The sequence below is a fragment of the Vallitalea longa genome, assembly GCF_027923465.1.
In the GTDB taxonomy this organism is placed as follows: domain Bacteria; phylum Bacillota; class Clostridia; order Lachnospirales; family Vallitaleaceae; genus Vallitalea; species Vallitalea longa.
Genome location: NZ_BRLB01000006.1, coordinates 33,471 through 56,110, shown reverse-complemented (window position 1 = coordinate 56,110; position 22,640 = coordinate 33,471). Strand labels below are relative to the sequence as shown.

The following is a 22,640-nucleotide window of genomic DNA, read 5'->3' as shown; positions in this document are numbered from 1 at the left end:
TTTCATCCACCCGCTAACTGTTATATGATTCTAATTTCAATATGAAATTTAATTATATAAGTAGAATCAATAATATAAGTATTTTATCAGTTTATTATATCCACATTTGATAGATTCAATCAATATTACTAGAAATATTATTATATAACACACAAGTTTAATAGTTTATTATTATTATATTTTCCCCCTTTAAGGATAGATACTATTCTTAGTATAGATTATATTTTATATCAATTTCTTTAAACTCCTTGTTTAGAAGTCATTTTATTTGATATAATATAATGAAAATAAATTTATTTTATATTGAAAGAAGGATTATTATGTGTGGTCGTTTTGTTTTAACTTTAGATTATAATATGCTTGTTGATATTCTAAAGGGTAGATTCGATATTGAAAATATTAAGTCCCAACTTGACTATATACCACGGTATAACATTGCTCCAAGTCAACAAGTCCTTTCTGTTATAAGTAATGGTATTAATGAAAGAATAGGCTATTTAAAATGGGGATTCATTCCTTCATGGTCAAAAGACGTGAAATTCAATTATAAAATGATTAATGCCCGAAGTGAAACAATAGATAATAGACCTGCGTATAGAAAATCTTTTATAAGTAGAAGATGTTTAATATTATCTAATGGATTTTACGAATGGAAGAAAGATGGAACCAATAAAAAACCCATGTTCATTACTCTAAAAAACAAGAATCTTTTTTGTATGGCTAGACTATACAACATATATTATACTGAAAAAAAAGAAAAAATAAGTACATGTACAATTTTAACAACATCTCCTAATGAATTAATATCTTCCATACACAATAGGATGCCTGTAATCCTTAATAAAAAAGATGAGAAAAACTGGTTAAATCCTCAGATCAAAGATTCAATTTATTTAAAATCTTTATTGCAACCATATAAAACTGATGAGATGCAAGCAATAGAAGTATCCAGTTTAGTAAACTCACCTAAAAATGATAATCCATTATGCACTAACCGATTTGTTCATAATCTTATCCAACCACTTATTAACTTTTAGAGAAACTCCATCTTTATCAGTTTTTAATGGATCTTGAATTTCCAGTTCTCCAATAAATGTATTATCATCTTGCAATATTTCCTTTAGTATTTTGAATGCTTTGCCACTACCACTACCTGCAAAGCAACAGTATGCGGCAATATTTTTATTCCTTATTTCATTTTCTGATAAAAAGGAATTGATAGCTGGTGAAAAATGTCCTGCCCATATAGGTGTACCAATAATTATTGTTTTGTAATCATCTAGATTAATTTCATATGGTAGCAACTCAGGTTTTTTATTAGTTATAGCTTGAATTCCCCCAATTAAATATTTCATGAAACCTTTAGATTTTATATTTTTTTTCAGTTTGATTTCCAATAAATCACAACCAATATTTTTTTTTATTTCCTCGGCAATAAATCTGGTGTTTCCTTGTAAAGAATAAAACACTACTAATTTTTTATCATTATCCATTAATATATCCACCTCTCTTTTTTCTATTATTAACATATATATCAAAAAAATACTTGTCAATAAAACAAAACCTAAGCTTCAATTCTTACAAATTCCCATAGCAAAAAACAGGTATCTATCATTGGCCACAATAAATGCATATCATTCATTTATCTTATCAAGCCAATCAAATAATTTTTTAATTGATTTATCTTTGCCTCTTTTTATTGGATTAGTGATTTCTAATTCTCCAACGAATTCATTTCCTTGCAGTTTTGCTTTAATGTTTTTAAAAGCTCTTCCATTGCCTCTACCAGCATGGCAACAAAATAAAGCTATTTTTTTGTTTTCTATAGTATTTGTCGTTAAAAAAGTATTTATCGCAGGTGCATTATGACTAGCCCATATCGGTGTACCAATATAAATAAAACCATAGTTATTAATATCAAGGTTATATGATTTCAATTCTGGTTTTTTCCTACTCATAGCTCTACCTATTAAGCGCACAAATTTTAAGAATCCCACTTCCTTATCAAGTTTTAATTCTAATAAATCTGCATTCTCATGTCTTTTTATTTCTTCAGCAATAAATCTAGTATTTCCACTTAACGAATAAAATACTACTAACTTCTTAACATCTTCCACAATTTTACCACCTTTCGTATTCCTATAACCGAGACTGAAGTATATTTTTCATTTGCTCATTACTAAGCATTATAGGATTGTTTTTATAGCTAGTCTTTTTAACAATGACATCTAAATCATTTTCTTTCAATCCGAACTTATTAAGTCTTGGAATCTTCAGTTCACTTATCCAATATTCTAAAATATCAATTAATCCCTTACAAGAAGTTTCTATATCCTTCTCATCACATCCAGTAATTATGGCACCTACTTTAGCATATTTTTTTAGGTATTGATTACCATTCTGTTTACTAAGTAGTTCAATATTAAGTTTTACAGCTTCTGGAAGTAAAGTTCCACATAATACTCCATGAGGTATGTCTACATATCCTCCGACACTAGAAGCAAAACCATGGACAATACCTAACCCTGCATTTGCCAATGTAATACCTGAGACATAAGATGCATAGGCCATATCGCCTCTTTTTTCCACAGAGTCGTATTCATCTGAGCAAACATCCATAAAAGATTTAGCAAAATATTCAATTCCAGAAACAGCTAATGCATCTGTCATAGGAAATGCTTTGGTTGATAAATAAGAACCTATCAATTGAGTTAAAGTATCCATTCCGCTAGCTGCTGTTATATGAGCAGGACAACAAACCATTAATTCTGGATCAATTATAACTACATCCGGTACAAAATTATCATGTCTAATTGATTTTTTGAATCCATCTTTACTCACTGAGCTAAGGACAGCATTTTTAGTGGTTTCACTTCCTGTTCCTGAAGTTGTGGGAATAGCTATTAGAGGAATCTTATGTCCATTATGAATCTTACCTTCTCCTACTCCCTCCAAATATGCCATTACAGATTCTTCTTGAGGTAGCATTGCCGATATAGCCTTACCTGTGTCCATTACACTTCCACCGCCTATAGCGATAACTAGTTGTATATTGGATTGTCTGTATTTACCTACTTCGTTATCTATTACTTCAGGAGAGGGTTCACCTGTAACTCTAGTCTCATATATATTACATTTTTTAAATTTATCTAGTATGTCATGATATTGTTTAGTCTTTCTAAATGAATTAGCCCCTATTACAAGTAATATATTGTCTGCATCTTCAACTAATTTAAGTTTATCTATAGTATATATACTTTTAGCATTAAAAATAGTTTGTGGCACTCTAGCGAAATTGAAATTCATTGTTTTTCTCAGTCCTCTTCTTTAGTATATTTAATTTTTTTATGTATTTTTCTTGAGATTCATATAGATAGTTTTCGTCAATAATCTCAATATATATATTCTAAATCAAATTTTAAATTTTGTCATGAATTATTTTATAATATTTATAATATTTTCTTATCTTATGCATAATATTGTAAATATTAAATATATATTTTCATTGAATAAATTTCTCTTAAATATTTTTACATTTAATTAAATCCACTACACTATAATTCATATTTATAAAAAAATGTTCAACTTTCACCCTTGACAAGCATATAATATAAGCATATAATCTTAATTAATTCAATTTGATATTTAAGTATATATTAAAGACTGTGATAAGAATTAGTAGAATCAGTAGCGTTTTCAAGAGAATTGTCGGTTGGTGAAAGGCATAAAACAAGCTGATTTGAATACATCTTTGAGTTTCCTATCGAAAGTTAATCGAGTAGACTAGTGACGGTTTGGTGTACGTTATAATACCAAGGCATCCTATTGGATTACCATTAGCGTGCTTATCAAGATTGTTATAGTGATATAACAATAAATCAAGGTGGTACCACGTGAGATTACACTCTCGTCCTTTTTATTAAGGATGAGAGTTTTTTATTTGCATTTTTATTTACTTATTAATTGAATTGATACTACAAATGAATATATCTTTGGGCCTAAAAGATTATTATATAAATTAAATTCAAATATTTATGGAGGTTATGTTATGGATACTAATGTTTTTGATACTTTGAAAGAAAGAGGATACGTTTACCAATTAACTCATGAAGAAGAAATTAAAAAAATACTAAATAGCTCTACTCCAGTTACCTTTTACTTAGGTATTGATCCTACTGCTGACAGTTTGCATATAGGACACTTTTTTGCTTTAATGATGTTTCGATACTTACAAGACGCTGGACATAAAGGTATTTTAGTTATTGGTGGTGCCACTGCATTAATTGGGGATCCAAGCGGTAAAAGTGATATGCGTAAAATGCTTACTAAAGAACAAGTGGCACATAACGTAGAAGAAGTCAAAAAACTCGCAAGCAGATTTATTAAAATTGATGGTGATAATCCTGCTATCATTCTTAGTAATGCAGAATGGATTAATCCTTATAGTTATATTGATTTCATGAGAGATATAGGTATTCACTTTAATGTTAATACTATGTTAGCTGCAGATGCTTATTCTAAAAGATTAGAAGAAGGCGGACTTACATTTTTAGAAATGGGTTACATGCTTATGCAATCATATGATTTTGTGCATCTTAACAAGGAATACGGATGTACTTTACAAATTGGTGGTAGCGACCAATGGGGAAATATTGTTTCTGGAACTAATTTAGGAAGAAAACTTAATTTTGCTAATAATGATGAAAGAGATATCATGTTCGGACTTACTTGTCCTCTTCTTATGACCAGAGAAGGTAAGAAAATGGGTAAAACAGAATCTGGTACGTTATGGGTAGCTAGAGATAAAACTACTGTTTTTGATTTTTACCAGTATTTCTACAATGTTAATGATGATGATACTGAGATGTTATTGCGTTTGTTTACTAGAGTTCCTCTAGATGAGATTATCCAACTATGTAAAGAAGATATTCGCGGTGCTAAGAGGTTAATGGCTTATGAGATAACTAAATTAGTTCATGGTAAGGAAGAGGCTGATAAGGTTCTTAAAACTATTACTGAAATTTTTGATAAGAACAAGATTGCTAGTGATATGCCTAATTTTGATATTGACAAAAAGTTAATAGAAAGTGGAATATCAATTAATGATTTATTGTTTATGTGTGAATTTGTTGGTTCTAAGTCAGAAGGAAGAAGATTGATTAAGCAAGGTGGAATTAGTTTGAATGGGGATAAAATTGAGGATGTTGATTTTGTTGTTGGAGTTGGTGATATTCAGGATGGGTGTCTGATTTTGAAGAGGGGGAAAAAGAATTATTTGAAGGTTGTAGTTAAGTAAACTTTAAGAAGTTAACTTTTATTTGTTGGATAGAGAAGTTTATTGTGGACTAACAGATATAACGTTTAAGGTATAATATTCTTTTTTACTTCGCCTTACTCCTGAAGGATCGGTCTTCGTAAAAAAGAACATTATACCTTATTATTGGCTATACTTAGATTGATTACTTGGTAAACGAGTGTTCTATTGTGTAGACTAACGGTTGTATTATTTAAGGGATAATTGTTAGGACAGTTGGTTTTCTTTATTGAAGAATGTTTTGTATCCTAGTTGAAGAAGTATTATGACTGATAGTGACACGGAGCCGAAGATACCTAGCATTATGGCTATTTGGTAGGTTATTGCTGTGGTAGGGACTACTCCAGCAAGGATTTGACCTGTCATCATTCCTGGTAGAAATACTATACCCATTCCTAGCATGGAATTAATTGTGGGGAGAATTGCTGCATCAAAGGCTTTGTTTATTACGTTTTTAGAAGCTAGTTGTGGAGTTGCACCTAGGATGAGAGCTTCTTCTATTATAGATTTCCTGGCAATCATACCATCTAGAAGCGAGTTAATTCCCAAGGATATACCTGTCATGGAGTTTCCTATAATCATACCTGCTAGAGGAATAAAATATCTGGGATCATACCATTCAGGTAACCTTATAACTACAAATAAGAAGTATGCTAGGCATGTTAATGTACCTAAACTCATTGCAAGTGCTATAACTTTTTTCAATTTTGATGATAGCTTTCCTTTAAATTTTTTATAAACAGTGTAAATTGCAAAAGATTCCATAATTATTATGATTAATATTGTTATAAATGGATTTTTATTGTCAAATACATATACTAGAACATACCCTGTAAGTATCAGCTGTAGGGTCATCCTTATAGATGATATGATTATTTCTTTTTCTCTACTGATTCCTCTGATCTTTACTATGACAAGAACGAAAAGCACAAATACATATGCTAATGCAACCTGTATTGCTGATAAGTCTATGATTCCTTCCATCTATATCCCCTCCTCTATATATCTGCCTTTGTTGATTTTTATTATTGTGTCTGAATATTTGTTGGCCATTTCATTGGAATGAGTAACCATTATAAGGGTTTTGTTGTTGTCTTTTACGTATTCTGTTATCATTTTGATTAATAATTCTTCTGTATTGTTATCAAGCGATGAAGAAGGTTCATCTAGTAAATATATTGGTGAATCAAGAAGTAACACTCTGGCTAGAGATAGCCTTTGTTTTTCACCCCCCGATATTTTTTGTGCGTCATCTTCTAATTTTTTGTTTAATTGAACTTTTCTTAGAATATCCTGTAAAGTTGTATCGTTTGGTATATCTCTATTTTGATATTTTAATCCTATCAAGAGATTATCTCTAATATTACCATCAAATATTATTGGGGTTTGGGACAACATTGTTACTTGTCTACGGTGTGTTACTGAATCCATCTCATCTAATTGCTTGTCTTTAAATAGAATTTTACCTTCAGTTGGAGAAATCATTTTATTTAATAATCTAAGTATTGTAGTTTTGCCACTACCGCTTTGTCCAACTAATGTTGTTATTTGATTTTTTTCAATGCTTAATGATGGCAAATCGAGTATATCTTTGAATTTAACATCTTTAAATTGGAACATATTCATTCCTCCTCTACAATTCCTAATTCTGCTATTAATTCTATCAGGTATTTTTTTGTTTCTTTTAATTCCATTTTACCTTCTTCAGTAATTCTGTAATATTTTCTTATTTTACCTTTGACTTTTTCATTATAGTGATTAATCAATCCATCTTTCTCAAGATTGTGTAACAACGGATATAATGTTCCTGGACTTAATTTATATCCATGTTTTGATAGTTCTTCTAGCATCCAACTTCCATATATGGGTTCTTCTTGGGCATGATGTAATATGTGTAAACATATAAAACCTTGAAATAATCTTTTACTTATACTGTTTTGCATATCATAGCTCCTTATATCATTTTTCATTATCGTATTTCGATATCGTATACTGTTATTATAATATTAATAATTTGTATTGTCAATATTAATATATTATTAGACACGGATTGGTTTTCAAAGAATAAGCTACGTCTACACTAAAAAAGACCCTTTTTTAAGGGGTCTTTAATATTCAAACGTAGCTTCTACCATAGCTACAATGGTAAGTTTACCTGATTGAACAGGTATACCGCCATCTTTATATACAGCGGATTCATAAGGTTTCATTTGATCTCTACTAGTTTTTTCAATAACTTTTACCGGTCGTGGATTAATATCAGCATTAAGTGTCATTCCTATATTTTCTGCCTTATCTTGTGCATTGATAATTGATAATTCTAATGCATCTTCGTAATATTTTTCTGGCTCATCAACAGTAAAGTTAAGTCCTTGTTGATAATTAACACCGTTTCTTACTGCATTTTCCATAATCATTCCAACTGAACTTAGATCAGTAACTGTAACCTCTATTACATGCCTTACTTCATAACCTCTAAAATCTTGTTTACCTTCAATATAATCATATTGAGGTACTACAGTGTATTGGATAGTCTTAATATCTGTTTGACTTACTCCATCATCTAGAAGTCCTCTAATAACCTGGTCCATAATTTTCTTATTTTCATCTTGGGATGTTGCTACATTTGGATCTTTCGTAATAACACCAATCTTAATAATAGCGGTATCTGGCTCAACATCTACTCTACCAATACCTACTACAGTTATCAATCTGTTATCAGATTTATTAACTTTTTCGGTGTAATAAACAGGACGTCTGTGATAGTACAATTCTGGTATCATACTGTTCCCTCTAAATATATTTGTTCTATATATATTATGTTTAGATAAGCAATAAGTTACTATTGGTGAGTAGAAATTACTTTAATAGTCTTCATATAAAAATTGCAACCGTTAAGTAATAAATTAAAAGGTTCTCTCACAATTCATTTTTATGAATAATGAATTACGAGAAAACCTATATTAATTATATTCATCTATTAAACTATCTATTTCTTAGTAATATATCCTTCAGCTGTCAATAACTCCGCAATCAAAACTGCTCCACCAGCTGCACCTCTTAAAGTATTATGAGCTAAACATACGAATTTGTAATCATATAAATTATCTTCTCTGAATCTACCTACTGTTACGCCCATTCCATTTTCATAGTTACGGTCAATTTTTGTTTGTGGACGATTATCCTCTTCCATGTATTTCATAAATTGTTTTGGTGCAGATGGAAGTTTCAATTCTTGTGGTCTTCCTGAATAATTATTAATTATTTCAATAACTTCTTCAACCTCAGGTTTTTCTTCAAAATTAACTGATACAGCTGCCAAATGTCCGTCCGCTGCTGCAACTCTTATACATTGTGCAGATATTACTGGTTTAGTTGATGCTACGATTTTATCATTTTCAATTGTACCCCAGATCTTCATTGGTTCCTGTTCACTTTTTTCTTCTTCTCCACCGATATAAGGTATTACATTATCAACCATTTCAGGCCAACTCTTAAATGTTTTTCCTGCTCCTGATATAGCTTGGTAAGTACATACATTAACTTCTGTTGGTTTATACTTCTTAAGTGCATTAATAACAGGTACATAACTCTGGATTGAACAGTTAGGTTTCACTGCTATAAATCCTCTTTTTGTTCCAAGACGTTTTCTTTGGACATCTATAATCTTTAGATGTTCATCATTTATCTCAGGTATCACCATCGGTACATCTTCTGTCCAACGATTAGCTGAATTATTAGATACAACAGGTATTTCAACCTTCGCATATTTTTCTTCTAATTCACGTATTGATTTTTTATCCATGTCTACAGCACAAAAAACAAAATCAACCATGCTACTTATTTCTTCAACATTAGATGCATCTTTCATAGTCATATTTGCAACTTTTTCTGGAATATCTATTGCTTGCGCCCAACGCCCTTTTACTGCTTCATCATATGTTTTACCAGCTGATCTTGGACTTGCTGCTAGACATGCTATGTCATACCAAGGATGTTCATGTAATAATGTAATGAATCTCTGACCTACCATACCAGTAGCACCGATTATACCAACACGTAATTTACTTTCCATAATTTATTACCTCACTTTTTAGTCTTTTTCATTGATTTTAAAAAATATATCTTATATAATGAATAAACATTATTAATCATTTGTCTTTCTAGCATATACATTTGTTTTTGCTATGCGTAGATTTTATCACGATTTTAATAAAAAATCAAGTCTTTTGCTAATTTATCTCTGTATTTTATTAAAGTATTGTTATCTTATAATATATATATATTCATATATAGCAAAAAATCACTAAAAACAATTAGTGATTTTTTTTTATTACGCATGAACATTTGTAGTTGTTATCTTACCTTCTACTTTACTAAGATTTTTAATCTTAAGTGTAGGATTTTTTACTTCATATTCATCTAATATCTTTTCTAGAATTTTAAATTCATTCCTCTTCATTACTATTTCAACCTTATGTCTTCTATCGCCATGCATGCCACGAGCAAGGAAATTATTAACTGTATATCCTTCTCTTCTAAGCTTTTCTGCGACTTTAATCATCTTGTCTTTGTTACTTAAAAATAAATCCACTTCAATAATTCCTAGAGCCAAACGCTCCTCAATCTTTCCACCTATAAACACACCAAATGTTCTACCAAATGCATATGCTATTGTATAATGAAATCCACCTGAACTAGTAACCTTCGTAAGTACTGATGCAAAAATAATTGCATCTATAAATACTAAAATGTATACTGGGTTCATGATTTTTTTTGAAATCAATATTGTTTTAAGTGTAGCTAAAATATTAGTAAGAGAGGTGATTATGAATAATCCAACTAAAGTCAATATGAGTTCTTGTGTCATATCGCCACCTCCTTATATATTTTCTCATTAAATGAGAATTTTAATGTCATTAAATATGATGTAGTTCCTGTTAATAATATGTATATATTATAAAAATTCTATCAGCCGCGGAATTCTATAGATAAATATATCTTTTCAAAATATTTCTTTCAATATAAAAAGACCAATATCGCTATTAGTCTTTAATAATCAAATATTAAAATTTTATATAAAACAAATACATCTTATTAGCATTTTTACATTTACATAACTTTAATAACTTTTTGCATTATAACACATTTTAATATAAAAAGCAAACGTTTTCCAAATTAATGTAGTATTTTTTTATTTTCAATGCTAACATTATTAGGCATGTGCTAATTCTGGAAATCTAAAAGGTTTAGTTATATTATTGTTGAAATTCTTAACAAATAATGTCGTATCATTCTCTTCTAATTTATTTATCTGTAAGTCTTTCATTGTCAGATCTGGTGTGAAATTAAAAATAACTTTTGTAACATTTTTAGTAGCTATATGAAGAAGCACCTTTTCTAAATCTATATTTTTATTACTTAAGATATCATATATCTGTAATACATTATCTTCTATACTATATATTACAATCATATCATCTTCTTCAAGATAATATATATCATCAGTAAAAACATATAGCATATAGAAAAGTAACAGCCCTTGTGTATTTCTTATACCAAAGTCATTTGATATGTATGTTCTAGTTTTAGATAATCTTCTAATGATATTCATATCCATCTTATCTGACATACTCAATTTTCTTAACTCAGAATTCTTTTTGTCATTATTATATGTATAATAGGTAACAAACGAGTTTTCTTCAAGAGGGCTATAACCACATTTTTTATAGAATTCATTAGCATGATCATTACCAAATAAAAATATGAAATCAGCTTTATTCTTGTAATCATCATCAACGTGTTTCATTAATCTTCTAGCAAACCCTTTATTTCTGTAATCTTTATGTGTCATTACCGTTCCAATCTGAATGACACTTAACTCTTGACCTTCAATTATTATTGACATCTCATTAACCGAGACATTGGAAATAACTTTGTCTCCATCTACAAAAGAATAAGGAATATATTTATCATCCCAGAACTTTTTTTCATACCAAGGTTCAAAATCAACACCAAATGTTTCTTTTGCAAGTTCATTAAAACTTAATCTTTGAAAATCATTATCTTTATAGTTCTTTATGAATCTTATTTCTCCCATAAAAATCTTTTCTCCATTCATTTGATTTTAAACACCTATGAAATATTGTTTCACTACTATATAAGCAATTCAAATATATATACAGTTAGAATAGCACTTACAGCCACTTTTATTAAGCTTTTATCAAAATATGCTACGACTAATGCAGTTAAAAGTCCTGCTACCGCAGAATATATGTGTTTAGTTGAATAAAGTATGCTAGGAAATGTCATAGCTCCCAATACCGCATATGGTACATAACTTAAAAAAGAACAAAGGAACTTTGACTTGATTTTACGTTTAAAAATAACTAATGGTGCTACTCTCGGAATATATGTAACCACTGCCATAATAAGTACTGCAATAAATTGATTGGTAATTGTCATCTAATCCTCCTCCTTTGGAAACAAAAGTGCACCAATGGATGACGCTATTATTGTTGCTATAATGATTCTCCATCCAGAAGATATGTTGACGAAAATTGGAATCCATGTCAAAATGCAGTTGACAGTTACAGCTATAGCAACAACCATCAGAGCAGGTTTTGATTTCTTGGATTCAGGAACTATGAGAGCTATAAACATGGCATATAATGCGATACCCATAGAGTTCTGTACACTTTCGGACAGAACAGAACATGACATTGCTCCAAGTGCAGTTCCTAGTCCCCATCCAAGAAATGGTCCCGTTATAAGACCTAACATATAAAGGAAAGATATATTCCCTTTTTCCATTGCCGCTAAAGTAAATGTTTCATCTGTAATTCCAAAAGATATCAAGCACCTCTTAAAAATACTCATAGGTTTTTTAATTTTTTGTGATAAAGCTAATGACATAAGCATATAACGAATATTAATAACAAATGTAGTTACTCCAATTTCCAGATAAGATGCTCCTGCTATAATTAGTCCAGTTCCAGCAAATTGTCCAGCTGAAGTAAGGTTCGATAATGAAATGAAAATAGTCAACCATATAGGTAATCCACCTGTTACAGCCATTAACCCAAAAGTAAAAGAAACAGGTACATAGCCTAATGCTATGGGCATTCCTTTCTTCAATCCATCATAAAACTCATTATTGGTTATATATTTATGTTGTGATTCATTGTAATCTCTTGTCGCTACGTATTCTTTCAGTTTTCTCACCTACCAGTTATATAACAATGTCGTTTAATTGTATTTATTGTAACAATATATATAATAATAGATGAATAATATTTGTCAAGATTTTCCCGGCAATTTATGAATATTTATTAGATTAGTTGTTTAATATAGCTAAATCATTTTTTTGTTTTATCAAATCTTGGAATTCTCGGTCAAGCGACATATATCGTTCTTCTTGTTCACTTGATATACTTAATTCCCCTAATACTTTTGCTATGCGATTATTAATAATAATTAATTTTTCCTTATAATTTTTATCCTCTGGCATATTAATACTATTCGTTTTCTTTTCTTTTTTTGTCATATAATCTGTAAAAGATTCTTCTTTTCTATTTATTTTACCATCTTCAAAAACTAATACTTTATTACATAATTTTTCTAATAAATACCTATCATGAGAAACAATAATTATCGTTCCTAAATAATTTGCTAAAGTCTTCTCTAGCATTTCACGACTATGAAGATCTAGATGGTTGGTAGGTTCATCAAGTATAAGAACATTATTTTCCATCATTATCATATGTGCTATCTTAACTCTAGTCTTTTCTCCAACACTTAAATGTTTAATTTTTGTATTTATCATTTTGTTGGTGAAACCCATGTTAGCCAACAATGTTTGAAGTATACCCCTTTTTGTAAAATCATCTATATCAAAAAATTGTAATACCGTTTTATCTATATTCATTTCGCCTACATCTTGGCTTAGATAAGCTATCTTTGTTGATGGACTAACGTATATTTTCCCTTGTTCTAGTTTTAATTCATTAAGAATAGCTTTTATAAGTGTAGTTTTACCACAACCATTTTTGCCATATACTCCAATTTTTTCACCTGATTTAATGTAAAATGAACTTTCTTCAAATAAAAATTCACCGTCAAATGATTTAACAATATCTTTTGCTTCAAGTACTTTACTACTTTTGGAGTTGTTAATAAATTGGAATGTTATTTTCTGTTCTTCTTTCGGCTTTTCTATTCCCTCGAATTTAATTTTCTCTAGCATCTTAATCTTTGATTTTACTTGTTTATCTCTTTTCTTGACTTTAGCTCTACGTTTTTCTTTTAGTCCAAATTTCTCTTTTTGCCCATTTGTTTTTGTTGAGTCTCTATGTCCTTTTTCAGCCCAATACTTTAATCTATTTATTTCTCTATTAATATTTTCTTTTGTCTTTTCTTGAACTTCATATTGATGTAACCTTGTTTCATACCTTTTCCTCTTTTCATTATAATAATCAGAATAATTTCCTTTATATGAATATGCTCTTCCATTATCAATCTCAATGACTCTATTACAAATTTCATCCATGAAATATCTATCATGAGATATAATTATAACGGTTCCTTGAAATCTTGAAAGATTGGTTATCAACCAATTCACACCTTCATAATCCATATGATTAGTTGGTTCATCTAGTATGAGTAGACCTGGTTTTTCCGACCATATTTTTGCAAGTGCAAATTTTGTCTTCTCTCCTCCACTAAGGTTATTTAGTCTTATGTTGTTGAATTCTTGTATTTTATCTGTTCCAAGTTTTTTTGATGCATATATAAAATTACTTATATTTATTTTATCTTTGCTTATTAGCATATTATTGAACTCATTTTGTGAGTAATATGTTGACTGATGTAAATAACCTATTTTCACATTTTTTTTATGCCAAATCAATTGTCCTTCATCTTGTTTCAGCTCACCAGTTATAATATTGGCAAGAGTTGTTTTACCAGCTCCATTATTGCCTACTATAGCTATTCTATCTAAATCCTCTACGTGAAAATTGACATCTTCTAATATCACTCTATCTTTAAATTCTTTTTTTATATTTATACCTCTTAATAATAAAGACATATAATCTCCTCCGTCCATATTTATCTATCAAAGAAGCAATGTCTTTATACATAACTTTATAATCTAACTTCCTAGTAAATATTTCACTACAATAATTAAAAAAATATATTGAATTATTATTTTACTGCTTCAAATATAATACTTATAAAAGATTATAAGTAAAATCCAATAAAATCATATAAAACAAAAAGCTGTAGATTGAATTAGTTCAATCTACAGCTATATATCCTCATTAATCATACCAGTTATCTCGTATCTAACATATTACTGATATTTAAATTTGAATGTAAAGCAGACAAATAATAGTTTATCTATTATAATATTTCAAACTAGTTCTTAGCTATAAAAATGCATAAAGATACTGTCTTTCTCTGATATAACAATGTTACTTGTTAAGTCTAAACAATACTCATACACTTATTAAATTATTTCTTATCTAGCTAAAAACATAATATTCATCTTTTTCTCCTTTTCATTCATTGATTATTTACTAACCTAATATTAGCAATGTATGTTACATTTGTCAAGTTATTATACTTTAATTTTTTAATTTATACAATAACTGACTACTTGCAGTCTAAACTCACCATCTTCAGCTTATATTTAAAAAACTGTAGATTGAATTAATTCAATCTACAGCCATATATTCTCATCAATCATATTAGTATTTTAATATAATATCTTTATATTGATTTATCATGAATAACATTTTTTACATTTATTTCAATATATTAAATAATTCATCCTCTTACTAAAGCATCATCTATTATTTGTAAGAAATATTCCTTTTGGGCATCTTCATGATCTATATACCATTTCTTGGCTTTTTGCAATAATCTATCTCTAGTTTGTGATTTTTCAAGATAACTTAGGAAAACGGTAATAGTCTCCATATTACATTCTTTATCTTCATACTCGACATTAATGATTTTTTCTATCAAATCATTTTTTTGTTCCAATATTTTTTCTCCTATATCATCAGAAAACAGCTCTTCATATTGTGTATTATTGGAACTAATCTTATTAAAACATCTATTAATAGTATCGCATTGATAATTTATAGTCTTTTCTATACCAACTATCTCTTCATCCAGACTACAACCGATACTCAATAAATATTTTAATGAATAATTACCTGTTATATTATTATAATTTTCTTTTATAAGTTCATACTCTTGTGTATATCCCATGGATTGTGGCGGTGAACAATATCCATATGTAAGAAATTCATAACTTCTAATTAGCTTATTATTATAAATTTCATACCAGTCTTCTCCGAATTGTGATATTCCAGTACCATAACCTTTGCATATAGGTTTAACAGAAAAACATTGTTGTTTACTCATATAATTTATATTTATTTCACTATCCGATCTATTAAGCCAAGAGTAACCGTCAAGATAAGTACCTTTATCGTCGTATAACAATATATATATATTATACTTACAATTACCAACAAGTAATGAATATTTTTTATTATCAATTTCTAATTTATATTCTTTATAGTTATATTTTTTTTCATTTTCACTATTATAATTATCTATATACTTCATAAATTCTTGCTTTGACAATGACATTACATTATTAATACCAATACCACCAAACCACTGATTCATCAAAATCAATTGGTTTATTCTATTGTATATTATCGTAATTAAATCATCTTCTTCATAACTAACATATTCATTCATAAACAAATAGGCATCTACATATTTATAATTATCTAGAAGCCAGCTATATTGCTTATAAGCTAATTTCAATATATTTTTTTCAGTTATATCATTTTCAATTTTATTTGAAATTTGTTTTATTTTATTCTCTATAGAAGAAGAATCCACTTTTTTATAATCAATTGATTTTGTAGTTGTATTTACCAAGATAAATCTGTCTCTGTCCCATTTATATTTATTATACACATAAAAATCTCTACCTCTATTGAAGGAACTAAAACAATCATTTTTCATTGGAAAATCATTAGAACAATTATTAAAATAACTACTTATATATGGTTCTTCATTAAACATCAATCTTACTATTTTTTTGTTCTTGTAAGTAAAAAATTCATAATTATAATATTCATCATCATCGACTTGATACCCAATATTAAAATCCAGAATGTCATCATTAGTATAATCTTTAGTTAATATTTTAAAATCTTTAGATATTATTAGATTATCATTTATTGAAGCTCCTAAAGATATTTCATCTATAACTCTATCATCATTTATAATTTGTATAGAAAGTTTACCGCTATACTTATTATCTCCGATATCTTTTCCCTCATTTAATACAACTTTTATTATTTCTTCTACCCCATCTTTATCTAAATCAACCCGTGACTTAGTGATTTCCATATGTGCCATAGTTGCTTTATTATCTGCAAAATTATCATTTGTCTGTTGATTCTTCATGTCATCTTTAGAATTATTAATCTGAAAGCAATAGACATTTCTACTACTTCCAGTTAAAATTATTATACTGATAAGCAATACACTAAAGATTTTTCTCATTATTACTACCCTTCCTTTCTCAATTATCATTTCACATATGGCATATTTTTAATCGCTAAAACCTCCACCAATAACTTCAATACTTTCAGTTACATATACAAAACTACTATCATTCAATGATGCAATATAATTCCTTAAAGCAACTAACTCTGGATTAGTTACAACCGTTTTTATCATCATTTTTTTTCTTATTTTATAAGTTCCGACGCATGGGATAAAAGTAACTCCTCGTTTTAAGTCTTTATGTATATATTCTGTAATTTCCAAGAAATTATCAGAAATTATGTTAACGCAATATTCCCTCCTTGTTCCCAATATGATATAGTCTGTCACTTTACCAGCAATATAGATACATATTAACGAATATACAATACATGTTATATCACCATAGATAAGTGATGAAGATATTATACAGAAATTAAGTATGGTGAAATAAGTACCTATCGTTATTCCCTTTTTTTCTTTTAGGTACATGCCAACAATAGCTTCCGGTCCATTAGCTGCACCCTCCTTAATTATTAATCCTGCTGAAACTCCAAAAAACACTCCCGCCACTATTGCTGCGATAATCGGATCTGTACTAAACTCTGGGATAAAATTTCCTACGACTCCAATAAAAATAGTAAATATTGCAAAGCAAAAACCAGCATAAAAAACTAATTTCTTATTATATTTGAAATAAGACCATATGATAACCGGTAAGCACAGAGCTACTAAAACCAATTGTATATTTGCACCTGTCAATTTATTCACTACAGTTGCAATACCACCAAATCCCCCTCCTATTAAGTCATTAGGTAATAGAATCTGACTAAAAGCTGTTGCTGAAATCAGTTGCCCCACAATAATAATCAAGTAATGTTTAATCTTCTTTAGCATTTATGTGCTCCTTTATTGCAATAAGTCATCTATGGTATATATAAGTTCATCGTCATTATATTCATCATCATCTTGTTGATATTACTTCTTTTAATTCAACCAAATCATCTCTAAGAATTTTATTCTCTATTCCATTTTCAAACATCTCATCGTAAATATAGTTATCATCATTTCTACCAATTGCAAAATTATAATTTTCATCTTGAACTCTCCAGTTATACTGCTTTATTGGTGATTTATCTATTACATTTGTCACATGCCATAACTAAACCTATTATAACTATAATTAAGAATCCTATCTTTATTCTTATGGAATTCATTATAATCCGTATCCTACAAAAGCAATTATATTCATAGTTAATTCATTGTATTTTCATAATATTAGACCAATTTCCGACTTAGTTTGTTGAATAAATCATGTCAAATGCTGTAGACTTAATAACTTCAATATCATTCTACCACATAGGAAAATTATTATCTATATAGAACTTAATCTTTTTAGGTAAAATTTATTAATTCAGTGTTTTTGATTTATTAAAACCAATAGTATACTATTAATTCAAAAAAATGAAGGATAGAGAGTTAAACTTTTATACATTTTATACTTCAAAACTGGTAAATGAATAAAACAAATGGCATATGTCATATATCAGTATAATAGACAACTGCCATTTCACAAAGTAATTTATCTAATTATTTTTGCTCCAAATGGAATAAGAGCTAATCTAGCGAATTTAAAATGCTGAAGACCAAAAGGTATACCAACAATTGTTATACAATAAATCAATCCGATGGTAAAATGTCCAAGACACAATTCCCAACCAAATAATACTAACCATATTATGTTACCAACAAGACCAAAAGCACCGAAATTACCCAAATCAACTTCTGAGCCAAATGGCCATAGAACCAGATTGGATATTTTAAAACACTGCCTTCCAAATGGAATAAATACTATAGTGATACATAGTAGTATTCCTGCCAAAAACCAACAAATTGAACTAATAAGTCCACCGAAAATTATCCATATAAAATTACCCAGAAATTTCAATATGTCATCCCCCTTCCAAGTATATTAACAATCTACTATATCAGTATAAAATATGTCAGTTTTTTTGTAAATGTGAAAACAATTAGATTTTAATTAGTAATGTTAAGCTATATTAATCATTTTATAATTAAAACGTATATTAAAAGTCATATATAAATAAAAACATTATATTTTCTATATACATATTTTTTAAATAATATAATATAAATATATTAACTATTCTACAGGAGAAATAATATGATCGTAACCCCTGATTTACATACTCTTGATTATTCTATTAAATATGGTGTGAAATGTTTTGAATTAGTAGCTGAACCTGTTAAGCAAGAAATATTACCTGGTGTTTTTATGAATGCATGGGGATATAATGGTTCTACACCAGGACCGACAATCATAGTAAATAGTGGTGATAATGTTAAGATTAGAGTCTATAACAAATTACCTCAACCAACTAGCATACACTGGCATGGACTAAATATACCCAATGATATGGATGGTGTCCCTGCTGTAGAACCATCTCCACGAATAGACCCCGGTAGTTTCTTTGATTATGAGTTTTTGATTACTAATCCACCTGGTACTCATATGTATCATTCTCATTATAATACTGTTATGCAAGACACCATGGGATTAAAAGGCGCTTTTATAATTAAAAATAACACGACAGAAAATATCCAAAAAGATTATTTTATAATGCTAGACGAAGTTAATCTAAAGCATCTACGAAAATTTATTGTTAAGAAAGGTATTTATAACATTAATCCATTTACCATGAATTCTAATTTCTTTTTTATGAATGGACGTTGCTTCCCTTACACCTCCCCCCTTCTTGTAAAAAAAGGTGACAATTGCAGAGTTAGATTTGGAAATATTAGCCTTAACAATCATCCTATCCATTTTCATGGACATCAATTTGCAGTAACAGCAGCAGATGGTAATCCAATCCAAAAAGAAAATCAAATCATTAAGAATACTATTTTAGTAGCATCCGGTGAAACATGGGATATAGAATTCAACTGCAATAATCCAGGTTTGTGGCCTCTACACTGTCATCTAACTCAGCATGTGTCTAATAATTTGCAACTTCCTTTTGGAGGAATGGCAACTTCTGTGAATTATATAGGTTTTAAGGGTAAAGCTGCTAATCCTGTTCCTTGGTCGTTTGTGAAATAATTGAAGAGCTACTTTATGTGTGTTGAATTGCATAAAGTAGCTTTTTAACTTTCCAATTTTCTAAAAAAACATATTATGTAATATCTAATTATATTTTATTTTTTACTATAGTTTAATGTAGACATAATGTTTCCTACAACATTTACTGTTTTAATGTTTTCACTTTGATATTTAGTTGCATAATAAGCATTTAAATGTTTTTCAATATTTTCTCTTACTTCACTTTCACTAATATCATCATTATAATAGTTAGAAAATTGAGTAAAGAAATATGCTTGTTCATTATCATGAAAGTTTTGTTTATTATTTATCATTTCATCTTTATACTCATATTGCTTATCTGTTCCAAAACTTTTAACTTTATAATCCAAAGTCATTTCTTCCATAATTAAACGCCTACTCTCAGTATTAAAGTGGCTATATTCAGAAATAAGATTGCTAAACCCTTCTTTTAAATCATCTGGTACAAGTGTATCATTTAAACGTTTTAATGCCACTTCTGATGCTTGAGTATAAGCAACTGATTCTATTGAATATCCTCTATATCCATCCATACTATTTAGTTGGTCCAATGCATTAGTTATCTTTTTTAAGCATTTCTCAATCTTTTCTACTTTTTCTGCCTTTACTCCATTCTCTTTTAAATAATTATTAAATATATTCCATTGGTCTTCTGAATTATTTTCAAATTTACTTTTACTACCATTTATTGCTTTGGCACTCAAAGGTCTTTTAAAATAATTCTCTGTCCTATATTCTTCGGATAGTAGCTTAACATTAGTATTATTTATATTAGTAGATTCATATAACTGATTAGCATAAATGTTTTTTTCTCTTGCTTCTTTTAAAAGAGACTTACCTTGTTTACTAATTAAAAGAGTCACGTTATCAATCATTTCATTACTTGTATTATTGTTTTGTTTGTTTGTTCTTATGTAACTGTTGTTATAATTATAGTAAATATCAAAATCATTATTATTTATTTTCATATAATTCTCCTATATCATGCTCAAAATATTAAATCAACATACCATTGATATCGGAATCTTTTATAAATTATCAATATATATAAGTTAATTTTTTTATTAAAATTAACATTTTTAAATATTACTATATAATTCAATTATTATATTACTTAACACTATTTTTTATAAAAATATCATTTTATACAGTTAACAATATAACAGAAAGCTACTTTATGTGCATAACGTTAATAAAGCAGCTTTTTTAATAACTATTCTTAAATTGAGTAATAATGATATATATGTAGTCTATCTCAATACATTTAATTTCCTTAATAATTTTATACAATCTCTATAACCTGATAAATACATGTATTCATATACATATGTAGTTTTAAACGATTCTTTATCAATATAATTTCTTACAAATTTTTTATTCTCATCACTTAATGAATTTATTATTCTATTAAATTCATCTTGCAAATCATTCAAGTAATTTTCTGTTTCTTTATATCTAATATCAGTTTGTGTAAATTCCCTATAAGTTAGTATTTGCATTTGTAATAAAAAATCATTAAAAAGTTTCTCAAAATCTTCCATATAATTATACCTCCTATTATTGAATTGCTATCCAAAACAGGGTATAATATATTTACCTCTATTTAATGATAGCGGTGTTTATGGAAGTGGTGAATATTGTTTGCTCGACATCTACACCACTTCCTATTTAATTATCATCAATCAACCGAAGAATAGCTTTTCTTATTGCTTTTGATCTAGATATATTATTAACATTACAATATTTATCTAATTTATTCAAAGTTTCTGTATCTAGCCTAAACCCAACCCTTACTGGCATTGGTTTATCAGTCGGTCGACCCATTTTCTTCTCCGTCAAATATTCACCTCTCTTTGCTCGACATTATTATTTTATACTTTTGTCGAACAAAAGTCAAATTAATTAATAATTATAAATATAACAAATAAAAAGTAATACCTGTAATTGTGTTCAAATAAATGTATCGTATAAAAATTCTCCATTTACACATATTATTATTAATAATCAAAGTCCACCAAGACAAGGAAGATTCCTAATGGAAACAATACTTTTAATAATAATATTACAATTACTCTACGTTCCCCTTCTTACAATGAGAACTATTTTTATGGTAAAAAATAATAGTATAATAGCATCTGTATTTGGTTTTTTTGAAGCAGCAGTATATATATTTGGTCTATCACTTGTTATTAGTGGTAATCAAACCTTCTTGACTATGTTTATCTATGCTCTTAGCTTTGGAGTTGGAATATTCATTGGTAACCTAATTGAAAAGAAATTGGCCATTGGACATATAACTTACAACATAAGTCTAAAACATGAAAATCAACTGTTTATTGATAAACTAAGACAATCAGGATTCAGGGTTACAGTTTTTGAAGGGAAAGGAAACGGAGGTAAGAGATACCGCTTAGAAATTCTAATGGACAGGCATAAAGAAGATACGCTATGGGAATTGGTAAAAATGTATGAACCTAATGCCTTTATTATTTCTTTTGAACCTAGAAAATTCAAAAGAAGATATAGTAAATTGTTAAAATAACAAAATATGCTATAGCCTTGCATTTAAAATAATTTCTTTTAATAATAAGCTACTTCTATTTT

At 28.4% G+C, this 22,640-nt stretch carries 24 protein-coding genes and 1 other annotated feature; of the genes, 4 read left to right on the top strand and 20 right to left on the bottom strand.

Features of this window, described 5'->3' with window-relative positions:
* Window positions 1-320 precede the first annotated feature (320 nt).
* Complete coding sequence (locus QMG30_RS11715) at window positions 321-1,037, top strand: SOS response-associated peptidase (RefSeq protein ID WP_281815561.1); 717 nt, start codon at window positions 321-323, stop codon at window positions 1,035-1,037.
* On the opposite strand, the gene QMG30_RS11710 is transcribed toward QMG30_RS11715, so the two are convergent.
* The 3 genes from QMG30_RS11710 to QMG30_RS11700 form a co-directional block, all read right to left on the bottom strand.
* Window positions 984-1,493, bottom strand: coding sequence for a flavodoxin family protein (locus QMG30_RS11710; protein WP_281815558.1), 510 nt, complete (start codon window positions 1,491-1,493; stop codon window positions 984-986). The genes QMG30_RS11715 and QMG30_RS11710 overlap by 54 nt on opposite strands.
* Window positions 1,494-1,634: 141 nt before the next feature.
* A complete protein-coding gene (locus QMG30_RS11705) occupies window positions 1,635-2,117 on the bottom strand; it encodes a flavodoxin family protein (protein ID WP_281815556.1) in 483 nt (160 codons plus the stop codon).
* Between the two features lie 22 nt (window positions 2,118-2,139).
* Window positions 2,140-3,306, bottom strand: a complete 1,167-nt coding sequence (locus tag QMG30_RS11700; RefSeq protein ID WP_281815553.1) for an iron-containing alcohol dehydrogenase — start codon at window positions 3,304-3,306, stop codon at window positions 2,140-2,142.
* 350 nt (window positions 3,307-3,656) lie between these two features.
* Window positions 3,657-3,918 (top strand) — a binding site (T-box leader).
* 130 nt (window positions 3,919-4,048) lie between these two features.
* Between QMG30_RS11700 and tyrS the strand changes: the two genes are divergently transcribed.
* The gene (gene tyrS, locus QMG30_RS11695) at window positions 4,049-5,296 is read left to right on the top strand and encodes a tyrosine--tRNA ligase (RefSeq protein WP_281815551.1); all 1,248 of its coding nucleotides are present in this window, start codon (window positions 4,049-4,051) and stop codon (window positions 5,294-5,296) included.
* Between the two features lie 225 nt (window positions 5,297-5,521).
* Here tyrS and QMG30_RS11690 read toward each other — a convergent pair whose 3' ends face one another.
* The 14 genes from QMG30_RS11690 to QMG30_RS11625 form a co-directional block, all read right to left on the bottom strand.
* Window positions 5,522-6,298 carry an ABC transporter permease gene (locus tag QMG30_RS11690; RefSeq protein ID WP_281815548.1) on the bottom strand — a complete coding sequence of 259 codons (777 nt, stop codon included), beginning with the start codon at window positions 6,296-6,298 and terminating at the stop codon, window positions 5,522-5,524.
* Entirely contained in the window at window positions 6,299-6,934 is a 636-nt protein-coding gene (locus QMG30_RS11685; RefSeq protein WP_281815545.1) for an ABC transporter ATP-binding protein, read from the bottom strand.
* A gap of 2 nt (window positions 6,935-6,936) precedes the next feature.
* Window positions 6,937-7,257 (bottom strand): PadR family transcriptional regulator, encoded by a 321-nt coding sequence (locus tag QMG30_RS11680; protein ID WP_281815543.1) that lies wholly within the window; start codon window positions 7,255-7,257, stop codon window positions 6,937-6,939.
* Between the two features lie 165 nt (window positions 7,258-7,422).
* A complete protein-coding gene (locus tag QMG30_RS11675; RefSeq protein ID WP_281815541.1) occupies window positions 7,423-8,097 on the bottom strand; it encodes an SIMPL domain-containing protein in 675 nt (224 codons plus the stop codon).
* 206 nt (window positions 8,098-8,303) lie between these two features.
* Entirely contained in the window at window positions 8,304-9,389 is a 1,086-nt protein-coding gene (asd, locus tag QMG30_RS11670; RefSeq protein ID WP_281815539.1) for an aspartate-semialdehyde dehydrogenase, read from the bottom strand.
* 258 nt (window positions 9,390-9,647) lie between these two features.
* The gene (locus tag QMG30_RS11665; RefSeq protein ID WP_281815538.1) at window positions 9,648-10,184 is read right to left on the bottom strand and encodes a DUF5698 domain-containing protein; all 537 of its coding nucleotides are present in this window, start codon (window positions 10,182-10,184) and stop codon (window positions 9,648-9,650) included.
* A 345-nt stretch (window positions 10,185-10,529) separates the two neighbouring features.
* Complete coding sequence (locus QMG30_RS11660; RefSeq protein WP_281815536.1) at window positions 10,530-11,435, bottom strand: GNAT family N-acetyltransferase; 906 nt, start codon at window positions 11,433-11,435, stop codon at window positions 10,530-10,532.
* 35 nt (window positions 11,436-11,470) lie between these two features.
* Window positions 11,471-11,779 (bottom strand): AzlD domain-containing protein, encoded by a 309-nt coding sequence (locus tag QMG30_RS11655; RefSeq protein WP_281815534.1) that lies wholly within the window; start codon window positions 11,777-11,779, stop codon window positions 11,471-11,473.
* Window positions 11,780-12,538, bottom strand: coding sequence for an AzlC family ABC transporter permease (locus QMG30_RS11650; protein WP_330680725.1), 759 nt, complete (start codon window positions 12,536-12,538; stop codon window positions 11,780-11,782).
* A gap of 112 nt (window positions 12,539-12,650) precedes the next feature.
* Window positions 12,651-14,402, bottom strand: coding sequence for a ribosomal protection-like ABC-F family protein (gene abc-f, locus QMG30_RS11645; protein ID WP_281815532.1), 1,752 nt, complete (start codon window positions 14,400-14,402; stop codon window positions 12,651-12,653).
* A gap of 740 nt (window positions 14,403-15,142) precedes the next feature.
* A complete protein-coding gene (locus QMG30_RS11640; protein WP_281815531.1) occupies window positions 15,143-16,912 on the bottom strand; it encodes a hypothetical protein in 1,770 nt (589 codons plus the stop codon).
* 48 nt (window positions 16,913-16,960) lie between these two features.
* On the bottom strand, window positions 16,961-17,791 hold the full coding sequence (locus QMG30_RS11635) for a YitT family protein (protein WP_281815530.1): 831 nt from the start codon (window positions 17,789-17,791) through the stop codon (window positions 16,961-16,963).
* Between the two features lie 67 nt (window positions 17,792-17,858).
* Complete coding sequence (locus QMG30_RS11630; RefSeq protein ID WP_281815529.1) at window positions 17,859-18,047, bottom strand: hypothetical protein; 189 nt, start codon at window positions 18,045-18,047, stop codon at window positions 17,859-17,861.
* 429 nt (window positions 18,048-18,476) lie between these two features.
* A complete protein-coding gene (locus QMG30_RS11625) occupies window positions 18,477-18,842 on the bottom strand; it encodes a YccF domain-containing protein (protein WP_281815528.1) in 366 nt (121 codons plus the stop codon).
* A 237-nt stretch (window positions 18,843-19,079) separates the two neighbouring features.
* Here QMG30_RS11625 and QMG30_RS11620 point away from each other — a divergent pair, with 237 nt between their 5' ends.
* The gene (locus tag QMG30_RS11620; protein WP_281815527.1) at window positions 19,080-20,015 is read left to right on the top strand and encodes a multicopper oxidase family protein; all 936 of its coding nucleotides are present in this window, start codon (window positions 19,080-19,082) and stop codon (window positions 20,013-20,015) included.
* A 95-nt stretch (window positions 20,016-20,110) separates the two neighbouring features.
* Here QMG30_RS11620 and QMG30_RS11615 read toward each other — a convergent pair whose 3' ends face one another.
* The 3 genes from QMG30_RS11615 to QMG30_RS11605 form a co-directional block, all read right to left on the bottom strand.
* Window positions 20,111-21,004, bottom strand: coding sequence for a hypothetical protein (locus QMG30_RS11615; protein ID WP_281815526.1), 894 nt, complete (start codon window positions 21,002-21,004; stop codon window positions 20,111-20,113).
* Window positions 21,005-21,286: 282 nt separating this feature from the next.
* A complete protein-coding gene (locus QMG30_RS11610; protein WP_281815524.1) occupies window positions 21,287-21,577 on the bottom strand; it encodes a hypothetical protein in 291 nt (96 codons plus the stop codon).
* 127 nt (window positions 21,578-21,704) lie between these two features.
* Window positions 21,705-21,875, bottom strand: coding sequence for a ribbon-helix-helix domain-containing protein (locus QMG30_RS11605; protein ID WP_281815523.1), 171 nt, complete (start codon window positions 21,873-21,875; stop codon window positions 21,705-21,707).
* A 196-nt stretch (window positions 21,876-22,071) separates the two neighbouring features.
* On the opposite strand from QMG30_RS11605, the gene QMG30_RS11600 reads away from it, so the two are divergent.
* Window positions 22,072-22,578: a DUF5698 domain-containing protein gene (locus tag QMG30_RS11600; protein ID WP_281815522.1), complete on the top strand. Its 507-nt coding sequence runs from the start codon at window positions 22,072-22,074 to the stop codon at window positions 22,576-22,578.
* Window positions 22,579-22,640: the final 62 nt, after the last annotated feature.

Coding starts and splice junctions, on each gene's coding strand:
- QMG30_RS11615 (WP_281815526.1), bottom strand. CDS start 21,004: ATGAAAATAAATAATAATGATTTTGATATTTACTATAATTATAACAAC.
- QMG30_RS11700 (WP_281815553.1), bottom strand. CDS start 3,306: ATGAATTTCAATTTCGCTAGAGTGCCACAAACTATTTTTAATGCTAAA.
- QMG30_RS11680 (WP_281815543.1), bottom strand. CDS start 7,257: ATGCAAAACAGTATAAGTAAAAGATTATTTCAAGGTTTTATATGTTTA.
- QMG30_RS11610 (WP_281815524.1), bottom strand. CDS start 21,577: ATGGAAGATTTTGAGAAACTTTTTAATGATTTTTTATTACAAATGCAA.
- QMG30_RS11690 (WP_281815548.1), bottom strand. CDS start 6,298: ATGGAAGGAATCATAGACTTATCAGCAATACAGGTTGCATTAGCATAT.
- QMG30_RS11620 (WP_281815527.1), top strand. CDS start 19,080: ATGATCGTAACCCCTGATTTACATACTCTTGATTATTCTATTAAATAT.
- asd (WP_281815539.1), bottom strand. CDS start 9,389: ATGGAAAGTAAATTACGTGTTGGTATAATCGGTGCTACTGGTATGGTA.
- QMG30_RS11675 (WP_281815541.1), bottom strand. CDS start 8,097: ATGATACCAGAATTGTACTATCACAGACGTCCTGTTTATTACACCGAA.
- QMG30_RS11600 (WP_281815522.1), top strand. CDS start 22,072: ATGGAAACAATACTTTTAATAATAATATTACAATTACTCTACGTTCCC.
- QMG30_RS11660 (WP_281815536.1), bottom strand. CDS start 11,435: ATGAATGGAGAAAAGATTTTTATGGGAGAAATAAGATTCATAAAGAAC.
- abc-f (WP_281815532.1), bottom strand. CDS start 14,402: ATGTCTTTATTATTAAGAGGTATAAATATAAAAAAAGAATTTAAAGAT.
- QMG30_RS11640 (WP_281815531.1), bottom strand. CDS start 16,912: ATGAGAAAAATCTTTAGTGTATTGCTTATCAGTATAATAATTTTAACT.
- QMG30_RS11655 (WP_281815534.1), bottom strand. CDS start 11,779: ATGACAATTACCAATCAATTTATTGCAGTACTTATTATGGCAGTGGTT.
- QMG30_RS11685 (WP_281815545.1), bottom strand. CDS start 6,934: ATGTTCCAATTTAAAGATGTTAAATTCAAAGATATACTCGATTTGCCA.
- QMG30_RS11635 (WP_281815530.1), bottom strand. CDS start 17,791: ATGCTAAAGAAGATTAAACATTACTTGATTATTATTGTGGGGCAACTG.
- QMG30_RS11715 (WP_281815561.1), top strand. CDS start 321: ATGTGTGGTCGTTTTGTTTTAACTTTAGATTATAATATGCTTGTTGAT.
- QMG30_RS11665 (WP_281815538.1), bottom strand. CDS start 10,184: ATGACACAAGAACTCATATTGACTTTAGTTGGATTATTCATAATCACC.
- tyrS (WP_281815551.1), top strand. CDS start 4,049: ATGGATACTAATGTTTTTGATACTTTGAAAGAAAGAGGATACGTTTAC.
- QMG30_RS11710 (WP_281815558.1), bottom strand. CDS start 1,493: ATGGATAATGATAAAAAATTAGTAGTGTTTTATTCTTTACAAGGAAAC.